Here is a 16,777-nt window from a genome sequence, read left to right on the forward strand (position 1 = left end):
GCACGCGGTCGTCGAATGGCAACAGCACAAGCCGGGCGCCTCACACGTGGTGAACTACCCGCCGATGGCGTTGGCCCGCGACGGCCGTGACAGCTCGGGGCTGTACCCGATCGCCACGCTTGATATCTCGCGTGACTCGACGGCGACGGCAACCGGCCGATGAGTGGGCGCCGGCGCTGACCAGTCACAAACCGAAAATTATGCAATAGCGCTTCGGTACATCATTGTAGTACGGTATTGACATACTATGCTTACTTGTAGTATTTGAGTGCAATGGTTTAGTCATGGGCGTCGGGACTCCGCACGGGATACCGCGGTGAGTGCGCGGCCAGGCCGAAGTTCGTCTTGCTCGAGGAGGACATCGTGAAGGTGAAGTCGATCGGGTCGGCCCATGCGGGCACCCTGGCAACCCACGGCGATGGCAATCACGCGATCCTGGGCGCGTGAATCCTTGGCAGCGATGACGAGCTACCCATCAGACGGACACGCGGCTACCACCCGGAGGCAGATTCTGCGGGCTGCCTCGCATCAGTTCGCTCGACGCGCCTACCACGACGTCTGCCTGGATGACATCCTGGCCGAAGCCGAACTGGCCAAGGGCGCAATGTATTTCCATTTCCATTCGAAGTCCGCACTGGCAGTGGCGATCATGGAGGGACAGACCGTCGCCGGGAGCGTCGCGTTGGGAGGTCTGCTTTCCCGAAACCTTTCGGGCCTCGAGACGCTGATCGACTTCTCTTACCTGATCGCCGACCAGGACATCCGGACGGACGGGGTGAGGGCAGGGCTGAATCTGCTCGAGTCGGCCGGCCGGTCGCAGGGGCTGCAGGAGAAGTTATTGGACAGCTGGATCCAAGCCCTCGCTGTGGTCGTCGAGAAAGCCATCGCCGAGGGCGACATCGACAACCGATTCGGTCCACAGGATGTAGGACGCCTCATCGTGTCGCTGCATATGGGTTTGCGGCAGGCCAGCAATCTCGACGAACCGGAGCGCTTCCTGCTTGACCTGGAGAAGAGCTGGGGCCTGGTGCTGACCGGCATCCTGCATCGGCATCGGATCGAGCACTTCCGCGAATTCGTCAGGCGGCGCACTGCACTGGCGATCAGCGCGAGTTGGGCCGACGACAATTGGGGCTGACGCCGCCGACGTCAGGGCTCCGTTTCCCATAACCGCGCAGTCAGGTCCTGGAAAGTCGCGAGCGCGAAATTATCGGTCGCCCGCGTCATTGCCGACCTGCTCATGAAAGCCCGCACGACGGAACCGTCTTTGTGGGCCAATTCGACGACCATATTCGCCAGCGCATGGACGACGGCCAATAGGGAGTCCGAGGACGGGGTCTGACAGAAGATCTGGTCGAACTTCAGCGACAAGACCTCGTCCGGCTCGAAGCCCACCATCTGGGCAAATGCAGTGTTGGTGAACAAGATGCTGCCGTCGTGCGCGATGGCGAGCATGGGAACGGGAATCCGCTCCATCACAACCAGCGCGGGCAGCTGCTTCAAGGTCGTCATCGGCGACTGTTGCCGAGTACGTCGTCGGTCCACTAGGCCGAGTATTCCGTATCGCCGTGAGTCCTGAAGACGCTAATTTTCCGGGCTCGCCCACAACTCGGCGGTTCACCACTGAATATGCCTGTGCCGCAACGCAACTGGGCCACTCACTCGCCTTCGACAGGAGGAGGCTGATAGCGGGGGAAAACACCGGAGGGCGGCGGCAGCACCGTGCCGGGGGCGAGCCGCGCGCCGATGGCGGCGAACGAACGCTGATTCTCGTCCTGGCCGAGCAGATCCAGCAGCTTGCCGGCCGACTCCGGCATCACCGGCGCAGCCAGCAGCGCCGCGATGCGGACGGCCTCGCAGGTGACGTAGAGCACGGTGCGAAACCGCACCTGGTCTGCGTCGGACGCGCTCTTGCGCAGCACCCAGGGCTGCTGCGCGGAAAAGTACTTGTTGGCGTCGCCGAGCATCAGCCAGATTGCTTCCAGCGCCAGGTGCATCGCTTGCGCGTCGAAATGGACCCGCACCCGGTCCAGCAAGCCGTCGGCCACCGCCAGCAGTTCGGTGTCGGCCGGGTCGAAGTCGCCTGGGTCGGGGACCACCCCGTCCAGGTTCTTGGCCACCATCGACAGCGACCGTTGGGCCAGGTTGCCCAGCTCGTTGGCCAGGTCGGTGTTGATCCGGGTGACGATGGCCTCGTCGCTGTAGCTGCCGTCCTGGCCGAACGGGATCTCACGCATCAGAAAGTAACGCACCTGATCCACGCCGAAGGTGTCGACCAAGGCGATCGGGTCGACGATGTTGCCCACCGACTTGCTCATCTTCTCGCCGCTGTTGAGCAGGAATCCGTGCGCGTAAACCCTTCGCGGCAGCTCGATTCCGGCTGACATCAAGAACGCCGGCCAGTAGACGGTGTGAAACCTGATGATGTCCTTGCCGATCATGTGCAGATCCGCGGGCCAGAAGCGGCGGAACGATTCCGAATCGGTGTCGGGGAAGCCCACCCCGGTCAGGTAGTTGGTCAGCGCGTCGATCCAGACGTACATGACGTGGCCGGGATGCCCAGGCACCGGCACTCCCCAGTCGAACGAGGTGCGCGAGATGGACAGATCGCGCAGCCCGCCGGAGACGAAGCTGACCACCTCGTTGCGGCGCACCTCGGGAGCGATGAAGTCCGGGTTGGCCTCGTAGTGGGCCAGCAGCTTGTCGGCATACGCCGAGAGCCGGAAGAAGTAGGTCTGCTCCTCGGTCCAGGTCACCGGGGTGCCGGTTTCGACGGCGATCCGGGTTCCGTCGACCTCCGCGGTCTCCGATTCGGCGAAGAACCGCTCGTCGCGCACCGAGTACCAGCCGGAGTAGGTGTCCAGGTAGAAGTCGCCGGCGGCCTCGATCCGGCGCCAGATCTCCTTGGAGGCCTCGTAATGGTCGGCGTCGGTGGTGCGGATGAACCGGTCGAAGGAGATGTTCAATTTCTCCTGCAGGCGCTGGTACACGTCGGAGTTGCGGCGGGCCAGTTCGGGGGTGGTCAGCCCTTCGGCCTCCGCGGCCTGGGCCATCTTGAGGCCGTGCTCGTCGGTCCCGGTCTGGAAGCGCACGTCGAAGCCGTCGAGCCGCTTGAACCGGGCGATGGCGTCGGTGGCGATGTACTCGTAGGCGTGCCCCAGGTGCGGCGCGGCGTTGGGGTAGGTGATGGCGGTGGTGACGTAGTAGGGCCTCATCGAGAGTCCACCTTATTGTGTGCGGGTGGGTTTTAATTCACGACAACGCGAAGCGCCGCCCGCCCCGGAGCCGTTGGCGCCCCTGATCGACGCCCACACGCACCTGGACGCCTGCGGCGCCCGCCCGAATATGGGAGCCGAGGACGTCACCGCCATCATCGACCGGGCCGCCGCCGTCGGTGTCCTCGCGGTGGTGACCATCGCCGACGACCTGGACTCGGCGCGCTGGGTGACCCGGGCCACCGAGTGGGACCCGCGGGTTTTCGCCGCGGTGGCGTTGCACCCGACGCGCGCGAACGCGCTGACCGACCAGGCGCGCGCCGAGATCGAGCGGCTGGCGGCGCATCCGCGGGTGGTGGCCGTCGGCGAGACCGGCATGGACCTGTACTGGCCGGGCCGTCTCGACGGCTGCGCCCCGCCCGACATACAACGTGAGGCCTTCGCCTGGCATATCGATCTGGCCAAGCGGATCGGGAAGCCGCTGATGATCCACAACCGGGAGGCCGATGCGGCGGTGCTCGACGTGCTGGCTGCCGAGGGTGCCCCCGAAACCGTGATCTTCCACTGCTTTTCGTCGGACAGTGCGATGGCCCGCCGCTGCGTGGACGCCGGGTGGCTGCTCAGCCTGTCCGGGACGGTGAGCTTCCGCAACGCGCGGGCCTTGCGCGAGGCCGTTCCGCTGATACCCGTCGAGCAGGTTTTGGTGGAAACGGATGCGCCCTTTCTGACGCCGCATCCCTACCGCGGCGCAGCGAATGAACCGTACTGCCTGCCCTATACCGTTCGCGCCGTCGCTGAGCTGCTGGATCGCCCTCCGGTAGAATTAGCGGAAATTACGACGAGCAATGCTGCTCGGGTCTACGGACCAGGGTTACCGGCCGGATAGTTTTTATCGGCTTTCACGGGCAGAGCGTTTCCGGAGTTGCTCAGCCTTGGCTAATTCGTTACCGTCTTGTGATCATACGGGTGGGCCTCAGGGCCCTTTTTGTCGTTTAGAGCTTGAAAAGGTCGTTGAAGTGGTTGCTGAGGTCGGGGATAGACGCTCGTTAAGTGTTCTGACAACACTGAGTCAAACCCCGTCACCGATGCTGCGGATCCTCGTCGGGGCGATCCTGACTACGCTGGCGTTCGCGGGTGGCTATGCGGTCTCCGCGTGCAAGACGGTGACGTTGACCGTGGACGGAACCGTGATGAAGGTCACGACCATGAGGTCGCGAGTCATCGACATCGTCAAGGAGAACGGCTTCACGGTCGGCGAGCGTGACGACCTGTACCCGTCCGCCGGCGTGCAGGTGCACAACGCCGACAACATCGTGCTGCGGCGCAGCCGGCCCCTGCAGATTTCGCTGGACGGCCAAGATTCCCGGCAGGTTTGGACGACGGCGTCCACCGTCGACGAGGCGCTCGCCCAGCTCGCGATGACCGACACGGCCCCGGCCGCGGCCTCGCGCGGCAGCCGGGTTCCGCTGAGCGGGATGGCGCTGCCGGTCGTGAGCGCCAAGACAGTGCAGATCAACGACGGTGGTGTGGTGCGCACGGTGCACCTGCCGGCACCCAACGTGGGGGGGCTGCTGAACGCGGCCGGCGCACCGCTGCTCGACAGCGACCAGGTGCTGCCCGGCGCGATGGCGCCGATCGTCGACGGCATGCAGATCCAGGTGACCCGCAACCGCATCCAACGGGTCACCGAGCGTGTGCCGTTGCCGCCGAACTCGCGTCGCATCGAGGATCCCGAGCTGAACAGGAGCCGCCAGGTCGTCGAGGACCCGGGCAGCCCGGGCATCCAGGACGTGACGTTCGCGGTGGCCACCGTCAACGGTGTCGAGACCGGCCGGCTGCCCGTCTCCAACGTCGTCGTGACACCGGCCCGCGAAGTGGTGCTGCGGGTCGGGACCAAGCCCGGCACCGACATCCCGCCGATCGCCGACGGATCCATCTGGGACTCCCTCGCCAGCTGCGAGGCCGGCGGAAACTGGGCGATCAACACCGGTAACGGGTTCTACGGCGGCGTGCAGTTCGACCAGAACACTTGGGAGCGCAGCGGCGGCCTGCAATATGCCCCGCGCGCCGACCTGGCCACCCGTGAAGAGCAGATCGCCGTGGCGACGGTGACCCAGCAGCGTCAGGGCTGGGGTGCGTGGCCCGTCTGCAGCGGAAGAGCGGGTCTGCGCTGACGATCCGGCTACTCGGGCGCACCGAGATCAGGCGGCTGGCCAAAGATTTGGAGTTCCGGCCAAGGAAATCGCTCGGCCAGAACTTCGTCCATGACGCCAACACGGTGCGACGCGTGGTGTCGACCTCCGGCGTCGGCAGGTCTGACCATGTCCTGGAAGTCGGACCCGGCCTCGGTTCGCTGACACTGGCCCTGCTGGACCGCGGCGCCACGGTCACCGCCGTCGAGATCGACCCGGTGCTGGCCGAGCGGCTGCCGCAGACCGTAGCGGAGCACTCGCACAGCGAAATACATCGGCTGACGGTGCTGAACCATGACGTCTTGACGCTTCACCGCGGCGATCTGAGCCTCGAGCCGACCGCCGTCGTCGCCAATCTGCCGTACAACGTCGCGGTTCCGGCCTTGTTGCATCTGCTCGCCGAATTCCCGTCCATCCGCACCGTGACGGTGATGGTGCAGGCCGAGGTCGCCGAGCGACTTGCCGCCGAGCCGGGCGGCAAGGAGTACGGCGTGCCCAGCGTCAAGGTGCGTTTCTTCGGACGAGTGCGCCGCTGCGGCATGGTGTCGCCTACGGTGTTCTGGCCGATCCCACGCGTCTACTCCGGACTGGTCCGCATCGATCGGTACCCGAGCTCACCGTGGCCTACCGACGAAGCCTTCCGCCGGCAGGTGTTCGAGTTGGTGGATATCGCGTTCGGCCAGCGGCGCAAGACATCTCGCAACGCGTTTGCCGAGTGGGCCGGCTCGGGCAACGAGTCGGCGAATCGATTGCTGGCCGCCAGCATCGACCCCGCCCGTCGCGGCGAGACGCTGTCCATCGAGGACTTCGTGCGCCTGCTGCGGCGCTCCGCAGACAGCGAGGGCAACCCGGGTGCGGGTGGTGAGGCGGCGCCGCCGCAGGTTTCGGAGCGGGCATCCACTGGTTGACGGACCCGTTAAGGCACCGTCGGCGTTGGCAGCGATAGTCTGCTGCGATGGCTGGCCTCCGAGAAATCGATGTCTGACGGCAACACCGCCGAGTTGTGGGTACCCACCGGGTCGGTAACCGTTCGGGTGCCCGGCAAGGTCAACCTCTACCTGGCCGTCGGCGATCGCCGCGACGACGGCTATCACGACCTGACGACGGTTTTTCACGCCGTCTCGGTGGTCGATGAGGTCACCGTGCGCAACGCCGACGTGCTGTCGCTCGAGCTCGTCGGCGAGGGGGCCGACACGCTGCCCACCGACGAACGCAATCTGGCCTGGAAGGCCGCCGAACTGATGGCCGAACACGTCGGCCGCGCACCCGATGTGTCGATCATGATCGACAAAGCCATTCCGGTGGCCGGCGGCATGGCCGGTGGCAGCGCGGATGCGGCGGCGGTGCTGGTCGCGATGAACTCGCTGTGGGAGCTCGCGTTGCCCCGCCGGGATCTGCGCATGCTTGCCGCACGGCTGGGCAGCGATGTGCCGTTCGCCCTGCACGGCGGCACCGCGTTGGGCACCGGTCGCGGCGAGGAACTGGCAACCGTGTTGTCCCGCAACACCTTTCACTGGGTGCTGGCGTTCGCCGACAGCGGGCTGCTGACGTCGGCCGTGTACGCCGAGTTGGACCGGCTGCGGGCCGCCGGGGATCCGCCCCGGCTGGACGAACCCGGGCCCGTGCTGGCCGCTCTCGCCGCGGGCGATCCCGAGCAGCTGGCACCGCTGCTGGGCAACGAAATGCAGGCGGCCGCGGTCAGCCTGGACCCGGCGCTGCGACGGGCCTTGCGCGCCGGTGTGGAAGCGGGTGCGCTGGCGGGCATCGTGTCCGGCTCGGGACCGACGTGCGCGTTCCTGTGCGCGTCGGACGCGTCGGCGGTCGACGTCGGCGCGCAGCTGTCGGTAGCGGGGGTCTGCCGTACCGTTCGGGTCGCCACCGGCCCGGTGGCCGGTGCTCGCGTGGTCCCGGCACCTATGACTGAGGTGTGAGTTTGCGCTGAACGCGCCGCAGAGTTTGGCAGTTCCTTAAGAGGAGCTTAAGATATCTCCGCGGTCGTGCTCGTTGCGTTATCGCTGTTTCGAGACATAACCGCGCCCTGACTGTCTGCGCGCGCCTGCCACACTGATAGGCCGGGCGGGCAGAGCATGAGAACCCGGACCTTGGGAAAAGTGCCGGAACCGAGGAGTTGGTTGTGAGCAGATTTACCGAGAAGATGTTCCGCAACGCGCGCGAGAGCTCCAAGGGCATGGTGACCGGTGAGCCGCACACCCCGGTGCGCCACACGTGGGGCGAGGTGCACGAGCGGGCGCGCCGGATCGCCGGCGGGTTGGCAGCTGCCGGTATCGGCCACGGCGACGGGGTGGGTGTGCTGGCCGGTGCACCGGTCGAGATCGCTCCGATCGCCCAGGGACTGTGGATGCGCGGCGCCAGCCTGACCATGCTGCATCAGCCGACCCCACGCACCGACTTGGCGATCTGGGCCGAGGACACCACCACCGTCGTCGACATGATCGAGGCGAAGGCGGTCGTCATCTCGGATCCGTTCATGGCGGCCGTGCCGGTGCTGGAGGAGCGCGGCCTCACCGTGGTGACCGTCGAGCAGCTGCTGGCGTCCGATCCGATCGACCCCATCGAGGTCGACGAGGACGACTTGGCGCTGATGCAACTGACGTCCGGATCCACCGGGTCGCCCAAGGCCGTCCAGATCACTCACCGCAACCTGTTCGCCAACCTCGAGGCGATGTACATCAGCGCCGAGTACAACGAAGAGACCGACGTCATGGTCAGCTGGCTGCCGCTGTTCCACGACATGGGCATGATCGGCTTCCTGACCGTGCCGATGTACTTCGGCGGTGAGCTGGTCAAGGTGACCCCGATGGACTTCATGCGGGACACGCTGTTGTGGGCCAAGCTGATCGACAAGTACCGGGGGACGATGACCGCGGCCCCCAACTTCGCCTACGCGCTGTTCGCCAAGCGGCTGCGCAAGCAGGCCAAGCCCGGCCAGTTCGACCTCTCGTCGCTGCGCTTCGCCCTGTCGGGTGCCGAGCCGGTGGAGCCTGCTGACGTCGAGGACCTGGTCGACGCGGGCAAGCCGTTCGGGCTGAACCCCGGAGCGATCCTGCCGGCTTACGGGATGGCCGAGATCACGCTCGCGGTGGCGTTCTCCGAGTGCGGCGCCGGTCTGGTCGTCGACGAGGTGGACACCGACCTGCTGGCCGCGCTGCGGCGTGCGGTGCCCGCCACCAAGGGCAACACCCGCCGGCTGGCGTCGCTGGGGCCGCTGTTGCCGGGCATCGAGGCGCGCATCGTCGACGACGACGGCAACATCCTGCCGCACCGGGGCGTCGGGGTGATCGAACTGCGTAGCGAGTCGGTCAGCCCCGGCTACATCACGATGGGCGGCTTCCTGCCGGCGCAGGACCAGCACGGCTGGTACGACACCGGTGACCTCGGCTATCAGATGGAGAACGGTCACGTCATCGTGTGTGGCCGCGTCAAAGACGTCATCATCATGGCCGGCCGCAACATCTACCCGACCGACATCGAGCGGGCCGCCGGACGGGTCGAAGGCGTACGGCCGGGTTGTGCGGTGGCCGTCCGACTCGACGCCGGACATTCGCGCGAGACCTTCGCCGTCGCGGTCGAGTCGAATGCCTTCGAAGATCCCGCCGAGGTGCGCCGTATCGAGCACCAGGTGGCGCACGAGGTGCTTGCCGAGGTCGACATGCGGCCCCGCAACGTCGTGGTCCTCGGTCCGGGGACCATCCCGAAGACGCCGTCGGGCAAGCTGCGGCGCTCCAACTCCCTGACGCTGGTCACCTAGGTAGGCTCGGCCGCGGCCGCGGCGGCGTCGAGCGTGACGCCAGCCGCACGCTCGGCGTCGAGCGTAACGCCAGCCGCACATTGGGCGGTCAGCTCACCAGGCGTGCACGCGGTTCTGCGCGGGCTCAAGGCCGAGCTCGACAAGCAACTCGGTGGCGTCGGCGGCCTGCTCGCAAATGGTGGGGACGTCGGCGCGCTGGGCGGCGGTGAAGTTTTCCAGGACGAACGCGGCCGGATCTTTGCGCCCAGGCGGCCGGCCGATCCCGATGCGCACCCGCTGGAAGTCTCTGGTCCCCAGCGCGGCGGCCACCGAGCGCAGCCCGTTGTGCCCGCCTTCGCCGCCGCCGAACTTGAGGCGGATGCAACCGAACTCGAGGTCGAGCTCGTCGTGGATGACGATGATGTCGGCCGGGGGCACCGAGTAGAACTTCGCCAGCGGCCCCACCTGTCGGCCGGACTCGTTCATGTAGCAGCGCGGCTTCGCCAGCACCACCGAGCGCCCGGCCAGCCGACCGGTGAGCACCTCGGCGCCGGAACGCTTGTGCGCCTTGAACTTCGCGCCCAGTCTTGCCGCGAGCACGTCGGCAACCATGAACCCGAGGTTGTGCCGGGTACGGGCGTAGTTCTCGCCCGGGTTCCCCAGGCCGACCACCAGTAGGGGTTCGGCCACTTCGCGAACCGCCTACTCGGACTCGTCTGAGGATGCCTCGGCTTCGCCGCCTTCTTCCTCGGCGCCCTCTTCGCCTTCCTCGGCTTCGGCTTCCTCGCCCGCGCCCTCCTCCTCGAGGTCCTCGGCGGTCGGTGCCGGAACGACGTTGACCACCAGCATGTCCGGGTCGGAAATCAGGTTGACGCCAGCCGGCAGGGCGACCTGGCCGGCGGTGAACTGGGTCCCGGGCTCGGCGCCCTCGACGGACACCGTCAGCTGCTCGGGAATCGACAGTGCCTCGGCCTCGATCTCGATGGCATTGGTCTCCTGCGTGACCAGGGTGTCGGGTCCGGCCTCGCCCACGACGGCGACGTTGACCTCGACGACCACCTTCTCACCGCGACGCACGACCAGCAGGTCGGCGTGCTGGATGGTGTGGCGGATCGGGTGGATCTCCAGCGCTTTGGTCAGCGCCAGCTGTTCCTTACCGGCGATGTCCAGCGTCAGCACCGCGTTGGTGCCGGAGTGGCGCAGCACGGCGGCAAAGTCATGCCCGGGTAATTCCAGGTGTTGCGGATCGGCGCCGTGACCGTAGAGAACGGCGGGAATCCTGCCCTCGCGCCGGGCCCGCCGGGACGCGCCCTTGCCGGTCTCGGTACGTACCGTGACGCTGAGCTGGTTGATTGCTGACTTTGCCATCGTGTCGCTCCTGTGTTCCGGGACACGGCCAGGATCGCGACAGTATGTCGGTCTCCGTCGATAACGGTGCTGGCCATTCGGCCGGCCACCCTCGCCGTGACGCCCGGTCAGGTTAACGCATGTGCACCTTGCAGCGGAAATTCTGTAGCCGTCGCCTGGGCCTTGGGGTTGCCAGCTCACCGAGACTGTAGTGAGGGCGTGGTTTGGTGCTCAACTGCGATCTGTATGCAGTCTCGCCGCCGCCAGTGCAGTCTCGCCGCCGCCAGTGCAGTCTCGGCAGCCTCAGAGCGGGAACTTGGTGCCCGTCAGCTGCTCGGAGAGCTCCCAGAGCGCGTGGGCGGTCGGTAGGTCCTGAGCCGCCCGGCTGCGTCCGACCGGTTGCGTGCGGCCGACGTAGCCGAACCGCGGGCCGACGAACGTGTCGCCCGGCAAGTCCTGCGACGCCGCAAACAGCGTCTGCCGGGCGCCGTAGTCGGCATCGGTGGCCACCACCCGGGTGGCTGCTGAGATCAGCGCATCGCCAAACTTGCGGCCGGAGGCGCCTTGCAGGTTGGTGTGCGAATAGCCGGGGTGGGCGGCCAGTGCGCGCAGCGGCGAGCCGCCCGCTTCGAGGCGGCGCTGCAGCTCGGAGGTGAACAGCAGGTTGGCCAGCTTCGACTGGCTGTACGCCAGCCAGGGGGAGTACCGGCGTTTCTTCCAGTTGAGGTCGTCGAAGCTGATGCGCCCCGGCCAGTGCGCCATCGACGACACCGACGCCACCCGGTCGGACAGCTTGGGCAGCAGCAGGTTGGTCAGCGCGAAATGCCCGAGGTGGTTGGTGCCGATCTGGCTCTCGAAGCCGTCGGCGGTCAGCATGTACGGAGCCGCCATGATGCCGGCGTTGTTGATCAGGACGTCGGCCCCGTCGACCCCCTCGGCGAACTTCCGCACCGACTCCAGATCCTGCAGGTCGAGCGGTCGTACCTCGACGTCCCCGGTGATCTGTCGCGCGGCAGCCTCGCCCTTGGCCGTATTGCGGACGGCCATGATGATGTTGGCGCCCACGCGGGCCAACTCGCGGGCCGTGATCGCACCCAGCCCACTGCTGGCACCGGTGATGACGACGGTGCGCCCGACGAACGACGGCAAATCTGCGGCGGTCCAGTCAGCCATGCCTGAAAAGCCTAAAGGGTGTCGAACTCCAGCGGCACGCTGATAGGTCCGGTGATGCCGGCCATCGCGTTCCAGGGAACCGGACCGGCCAGGCGGGGGTTGGGCATGCGCTGGGTGATGACCCGGAGCGCTTCGGTCAGTTCCAGGCGCGCCAGGTGAGCGCCGAGGCAGTAGTGCACACCGCCGCCGAAGGTGAGCATGGGCGGAGGGTCTTGCCTCGTGATATCCAGCCGATCCGGGTCGACGTACACGTCGGGGTCGCGGTTGGCCGCCGCGGTGTTGGCGGCCACGATGGTACCGGCGGGTATCCGGACACCCACGAGTTCGACGTCCTCGGCGGCTTTCCGGATCGAGCCGAAAATGATTGGGCAGTAACGCATTACCTCGTTAACGGCGTTGGTCGCCAACTCGGGGTGCTGCGCGAGCAACGCCCATTGGTCGGGGTGGGCGCTCAGCACCTGCACCGCCGCGGCCAGCTGGTTGCGGGTGGTGTCGGTGCCGGCACCGAGCAGAGTGCCACAGAGCATGAGCAGTTCGTCGTGGGTGAGCCGGTCGCCGTCTTCTTCGCAGCGGATGAGATCGGAGATCAGGTCGTCGCTCAGCGTTGCGCGACGCTGCGCGATCAGGTCCTCGAGGTAGGCGTCGAGTTCGTCCCATGCCTTGAGGATCACTGGGCCGTCGTTGGCGACGTTCCATTCGAAGAGCTTCTTGATGTCGTCGGTCCAGACGGAGAACAGCTGCCAATCTTCGGCAGGCGCGCCAAGTAGCGCACAGATGACCGGCGTCGGGTAGCGGCGTGCGATATCGGTTACGACGTCGCATCGCCCGACGGCGGTGAGCGGATCGACAAGCCCGGTAATGATTTCGACGACCCGCTCCCGCAGTCGCGCGGCGCCGCGCGGCGCGAAGGCCTTCGACACCAGCCGGCGCAGCCGATGATGCGTAGCGCCGTCGAGACCGAGGATGTTGGTGGTCGCCCGATCCCACAGCGGGCCTGAGGTGACGCCCTGCAGGTCGAGCCCGAGGCCGTTGGCAGTGACGAACCGGTTGTCGCGCAGCACCGTGCGGACCAGCTCGTAGCTCAACGCGTCGGGCGCACGCGGGCTCATGGCGATCGGGGCTTGGCGGCGTGCCTCTGCGATGACGCGGTGCGCCTCGAACGGATCGGTGAGGTGCTCGTAATCGACCGTCGGCAGTCCGGCTTCGAAAACGCTGGGGCAATCGAGAACGGGTTGGCTTGTCATGGCGTCGACTATCCGGCGGAACGCGGCCAGGACCATCGGCGTCAGCGCGTAGATTTGCGCGGGCCGGGGTCGTAAATCTGCGCGCACCGGCGGATGTTTTCATCGGTTGCGGCCGCGATGCTGGCTACCATGAGCCAACACGCGGAGATGCCGCCGCTGACCTGGAGCTTGAGTGAGTTGCTGCCGACCGGAACGGTGACGTTGCTGCTGGCCGACGTCGAGGGTTCGACGCGGTTGTGGGAGACCCAGCCCGAACAGATGACGGCCGCGCTGGCATTGCTGAACCGGACGGTAGACCAGACCGTCGCCGCATATGACGGCGTGCGTCCGGTGGAGCAGGGTGAGGGTGACAGTTTCGTGACGGCGTTCGCGCGCGCGTCGGATGCGGTGGCGTGTGCTTTCGCATTGCAGCGGACGCCGCTGGCACCGATCAAGCTGCGCATCGGGTTGCACACCGGAGAGATTCAGTTGCGCGACGAAGGCAACTACGCGGGGCCGACGATCAACCGCACCGCGCGGTTGCGCGATTTGGCGCATGGTGGGCAGACCGTTTTGTCGGGCGTGACCGAATCGCTGGTGATGGATCGGTTGCCGGACGGGGTGTGGTTGACGGAGCTGGGTAGTTACCCGTTGCGGGGTGTGCCGCGTCCGGAGCGGGTGATGCAGTTGTGCCATCCGGATCTGCGTAACGAGTTCCCTCCGCTTCGGGTGCGCAGTGCTGTCGCCTCGCATAATCTTCCGGCGCAGCTGACGAGTTTCGTTGGGCGGCAAGCGCAGATAGCGGAGCTGGCCCAGCTCGTCACGAGCAACCGGCTGGTCACACTGACGGGCGCCGGGGGAGCCGGCAAGACCCGACTTGCCGTGGAAGTCGCGGCGCAATTGAGCGCCGAATTCTCCGACGGCATCTGGTATGTGGACTTGGCGCCGATCACCAATCCCGCGGTGGTTCCGGTCACGACGGCACGCACGATCGGTCTACCCGATCAGCCGGGCCGCTCCACCGTGGAGACGCTGGTCCGGTTCTTCGGCGAGAAAGCCACGTTGGTTGTCCTCGACAACTGTGAGCATCTGCTCGACGCGTCCGGGGCCATGATCGTTGAGCTGCTGGGGAATTGCCCACGTTTGACGATTCTGGCCACCAGCCGCGAACCGCTCGCGGTGCCCGGTGAGCTGGCCTGGCGGGTGCCGTCGCTGTCGCTGGCCGACGAGGCGATCGAGCTGTTCACCGACCGTGCCCGACGGGCTCGCCCACATTTCGTTGTGGGCGAGGACAACACCGCGCTGGTGCGAGAGATCTGCGAGCGCCTGGATGGCATGCCGCTGGCGATTGAGCTTGCCGCGGCACGCATTCGGGCGTTGTCGCTGCGCCAGATCGTTAACAGCCTGCATGACCGGTTCCGGCTGCTGACGGGTGGTGCGCGCACCTCCGTGCGCCGCCAGCAGACGCTGCGCGCCTCGGTGGACTGGTCGCACGCGTTGCTCACCGAGCCCGAGCGGGTCTTGTTCCGCCGGCTCGCGGCGTTCATGGGTGGGTTCGATCTCGACGCCGCGCAGTCCGTCGGCGCCAGCAGCGAAGTCGAAAGTTACCAGCTGCTAGACCAACTCAGCCTGCTGGTGGACAAATCCCTTGTGGTCCCGGAGGACACCGGTAGCGGGATGCGCTACCGGCTGCTTGAGACGGTGCGCCAGTATGCGCAGGAAAAGCTCGGCGAGTCCGGCGAGGCCGACCAGGTGCGCACCCGGCATCGGGACTATTACGCAGCCATGGCTGCTGAGATGGAAGCGCAGGGCCACTCCGCCGACGAGCAGCTGCTGCACTGGGCGCGAACCGAGATCGAAAATCTGCGAACGGCTTTCGCATGGAGCCGGGAGAATGCCGAGCTCGAAATAGCCTTGAACCTCATTGTGTCGTTGCGGCCGTTGTGGTTACGGGGCGGCCGCATCCTTGAGGCGCTGGCCGGACTGGCCGCCATCCTGGCCGACGTGGATCGCTCGATGACACCGACGTTGTGGGTGCGCGCCGTGGCTCACCAGAGTTTCCTCGCCGGTTGGGTGAGCGTCCCGCTGGATGTGAGCCTGACGCACCAGGCACTGGCCGTTGCGCGTGAACTCGACGACCCCGCGTTGATCGCCCAGTCCCTCATCGGATGCGGAATGCTTGCGATCTACAACGCTGAAGAGGCGCAACCCTACTTCCACGAGGCCATCGATTTGGTGCGCCCCAGCGGTGACAAGTGGGCCCTGTGCCAAATCTTCAGCCATCAGGCGACCGCGAACGTGTTGAGCGGTCAGCCGTTTGCCGCGGTTACAGCGGCAACGGAGGGACTCGCCCTGGCCGATGCACTTGGCGACCGGTTCTTCTCGCGAAACAACAGAGACTGGTTGGCGCTGGCGCTGATGATGCGGGGCGACCTCGCGCAAGCCAACCGCATCGCTCGCGTCTTGGTCGACGAGACGGAGGCCGCCGCGGACCGCACCATGATGGTGTACGGCTACGCGGCCGACAGCATCATTCAGGCGTACCAGGGGGACGCGGATGGCGCGCGTGCCGCCGCGGTGTCTTGTCGGGCGGCGGGGGAGGCGATGGGCGGAGTCGCCGCGGACACGGCGGCGGCGGTGTTGGCCTACGCCGCCCTGGTTGGCGGTGACGCTGCGACGGCCAGCGAAGTGGCCGAGGAGGCCTTACGGCGCACCAATGCGAGGGGCGAGACGTTCACCCGAAGCATCACGCCAAACGCGGAGGCCGCCCTGGCCTGCGGTGACCTCGCGGGCGCGCGCCGTTGGTCTGACGAAGCCGTCGCGGCGGTCCCGGGCTGGTTTCAAGTGGCCGCGCTGACCGTGCGCGCTTTTGTGGCAATCGAAGAGAATGAGCCCGAGCGGGCCGAGCGCGACGCCCACGACGCCCTCGCGGTTGCGTCGGGTACGCAGGGGTATCTGCGGGTCGCCGACACCCTGGAATGCCTTGCCCGCCTGGCGGTCAGCGAAGGCAACCATCCGTATGCGGCGCGTCTGTTGGGTGCTGCGGAGGCCATGCGGCAGCGCATGGAGAACCCCCGCTTCCCGATGTATCAGGCTGACTACGATGCCACCGTCGCGACGGTCCGTGACGCCTTGGGAGAGAGCGATTTTGGCGCTGCCTGGGCCGGCGGCGCTGCGTTGTCCACCGAGGAAGCGATCGCCTACGCGCAGCGCGGTCGCGGCGAACGCAAACGCCCCAGCACTGGCTGGGGATCGCTGACGCCGATGGAACTCGACGTGGTGCGCCTAGTGGGTGAAGGGTTGGGCAACAAAGACATTGGTGCGCGGCTTTTCATCTCGCCGCGCACCGTGCAGACCCACCTCACCCACGTTTACGCCAAGCTCGGCCTGACCTCCCGGGTGCAACTCGTTCAGGAAGCGGGGCGTCACTAGGTGCCGAGCAGCGTACTGGTAACCCCCTATTGCGTGACGGCGACGACAGCCGCAGGATGCCGGATCAGTCGGGCGAGCTTGTGTACGCCATCGTGTGCTGGGTTGCCCGGTTATCGCAGCGATGGTGTCGAAATCTTTGTCACGAAACTCGCGTCGCGCGATGTCGCTGGCCGAATAGCCGATTTCCAACCGCGTCACGTTGCTGATGTGCACCAAACCGCGCTCGATACGGTTGCTCCAGAGGTCCGGATCGCTGCTCTGCGCCAGGCGTGCGAGGGCCGACTGATCGATACGCGACTTGGTCTCCGTCACTGCCATGCTTGGCGCATCAGGTCATCGTCGCCAAGACCCGCGACGGCCTGTCCAAAGCGACGCAGATCGTTGCGAGTCACGGGAACTCGGGAGGCACGCGCATCCTGAGCGAGCCGTCGGCGAATGTACTCAACG

At 66.7% G+C, this 16,777-nt stretch carries 15 protein-coding genes and 1 pseudogene; 8 read left to right on the plus strand and 8 right to left on the minus strand.

What is annotated here, in order from left to right; all coding sequences use genetic code 11:
• On the plus strand, positions 1–163 hold a 163-nt coding region (locus VML93_RS27125; protein ID WP_325615368.1), incomplete at its 5' end, for a hypothetical protein.
• A gap of 115 nt (positions 164–278) precedes the next feature.
• Here VML93_RS27125 and VML93_RS27130 read toward each other — a convergent pair.
• The gene (locus VML93_RS27130) at positions 279–401 is read right to left on the minus strand and encodes a hypothetical protein (RefSeq protein WP_325615347.1); all 123 of its coding nucleotides are present in this window, start codon (positions 399–401) and stop codon (positions 279–281) included.
• Between the two features lie 59 nt (positions 402–460).
• Here VML93_RS27130 and VML93_RS27135 point away from each other — a divergent pair, with 59 nt between their 5' ends.
• On the plus strand, positions 461–1,138 hold the full coding sequence (locus VML93_RS27135) for a TetR/AcrR family transcriptional regulator (RefSeq protein WP_325615348.1): 678 nt from the start codon (positions 461–463) through the stop codon (positions 1,136–1,138).
• A gap of 11 nt (positions 1,139–1,149) precedes the next feature.
• Here VML93_RS27135 and VML93_RS27140 read toward each other — a convergent pair whose 3' ends face one another.
• Positions 1,150–1,512, minus strand: a complete 363-nt coding sequence (locus VML93_RS27140; RefSeq protein WP_325615349.1) for a PAS domain-containing protein — start codon at positions 1,510–1,512, stop codon at positions 1,150–1,152.
• A gap of 146 nt (positions 1,513–1,658) precedes the next feature.
• Positions 1,659–3,215: a methionine--tRNA ligase gene (gene metG / locus VML93_RS27145; RefSeq protein WP_325615350.1), complete on the minus strand. Its 1,557-nt coding sequence runs from the start codon at positions 3,213–3,215 to the stop codon at positions 1,659–1,661.
• A 19-nt stretch (positions 3,216–3,234) separates the two neighbouring features.
• On the opposite strand from metG, the gene VML93_RS27150 reads away from it, so the two are divergent.
• The 5 genes from VML93_RS27150 to VML93_RS27170 all read left to right on the plus strand — a co-directional run bounded on the left by VML93_RS27150 (position 3,235) and on the right by VML93_RS27170 (position 9,176).
• Positions 3,235–4,101 carry a TatD family hydrolase gene (locus tag VML93_RS27150; RefSeq protein WP_325615351.1) on the plus strand — a complete coding sequence of 289 codons (867 nt, stop codon included), beginning with the start codon at positions 3,235–3,237 and terminating at the stop codon, positions 4,099–4,101.
• A gap of 199 nt (positions 4,102–4,300) precedes the next feature.
• The gene (locus tag VML93_RS27155) at positions 4,301–5,389 is read left to right on the plus strand and encodes a resuscitation-promoting factor (RefSeq protein ID WP_325615352.1); all 1,089 of its coding nucleotides are present in this window, start codon (positions 4,301–4,303) and stop codon (positions 5,387–5,389) included.
• Positions 5,353–6,315 carry a 16S rRNA (adenine(1518)-N(6)/adenine(1519)-N(6))-dimethyltransferase RsmA gene (rsmA, locus tag VML93_RS27160; RefSeq protein WP_414686457.1) on the plus strand — a complete coding sequence of 321 codons (963 nt, stop codon included), beginning with the start codon at positions 5,353–5,355 and terminating at the stop codon, positions 6,313–6,315. The genes VML93_RS27155 and rsmA overlap by 37 nt, the downstream gene beginning before the upstream one ends.
• A 69-nt stretch (positions 6,316–6,384) precedes the next feature.
• A complete protein-coding gene (locus VML93_RS27165; protein WP_325615353.1) occupies positions 6,385–7,338 on the plus strand; it encodes a 4-(cytidine 5'-diphospho)-2-C-methyl-D-erythritol kinase in 954 nt (317 codons plus the stop codon).
• 203 nt (positions 7,339–7,541) lie between these two features.
• Complete coding sequence (locus tag VML93_RS27170; RefSeq protein WP_325615354.1) at positions 7,542–9,176, plus strand: fatty acyl-AMP ligase; 1,635 nt, start codon at positions 7,542–7,544, stop codon at positions 9,174–9,176.
• Positions 9,177–9,269: 93 nt separating this feature from the next.
• On the opposite strand, the gene pth is transcribed toward VML93_RS27170, so the two are convergent.
• The 4 genes from pth to VML93_RS27190 all read right to left on the minus strand — a co-directional run bounded on the left by pth (position 9,270) and on the right by VML93_RS27190 (position 12,919).
• A complete protein-coding gene (pth, locus tag VML93_RS27175) occupies positions 9,270–9,845 on the minus strand; it encodes an aminoacyl-tRNA hydrolase (protein WP_325615355.1) in 576 nt (191 codons plus the stop codon).
• A 12-nt stretch (positions 9,846–9,857) separates the two neighbouring features.
• On the minus strand, positions 9,858–10,523 hold the full coding sequence (locus VML93_RS27180; protein WP_325615356.1) for a 50S ribosomal protein L25/general stress protein Ctc: 666 nt from the start codon (positions 10,521–10,523) through the stop codon (positions 9,858–9,860).
• Positions 10,524–10,805: 282 nt separating this feature from the next.
• A complete protein-coding gene (locus VML93_RS27185) occupies positions 10,806–11,675 on the minus strand; it encodes an oxidoreductase (protein WP_325615357.1) in 870 nt (289 codons plus the stop codon).
• 11 nt (positions 11,676–11,686) lie between these two features.
• Positions 11,687–12,919 carry a cytochrome P450 gene (locus VML93_RS27190; protein ID WP_325615370.1) on the minus strand — a complete coding sequence of 411 codons (1,233 nt, stop codon included), beginning with the start codon at positions 12,917–12,919 and terminating at the stop codon, positions 11,687–11,689.
• Between the two features lie 117 nt (positions 12,920–13,036).
• On the opposite strand from VML93_RS27190, the gene VML93_RS27195 reads away from it, so the two are divergent.
• Entirely contained in the window at positions 13,037–16,330 is a 3,294-nt protein-coding gene (locus tag VML93_RS27195) for a LuxR C-terminal-related transcriptional regulator (RefSeq protein ID WP_414686458.1), read from the plus strand.
• A gap of 138 nt (positions 16,331–16,468) precedes the next feature.
• On the opposite strand, the pseudogene VML93_RS27200 reads toward VML93_RS27195, so the two are convergent.
• Positions 16,469–16,648: pseudogene (locus tag VML93_RS27200) on the minus strand (VapC toxin family PIN domain ribonuclease); the annotation flags it as partial.
• Positions 16,649–16,777 lie beyond the last annotated feature (129 nt).

The organism is Mycobacterium sp. (assembly GCF_035499775.1).
GTDB lineage: Bacteria > Actinomycetota > Actinomycetes > Mycobacteriales > Mycobacteriaceae > Mycobacterium.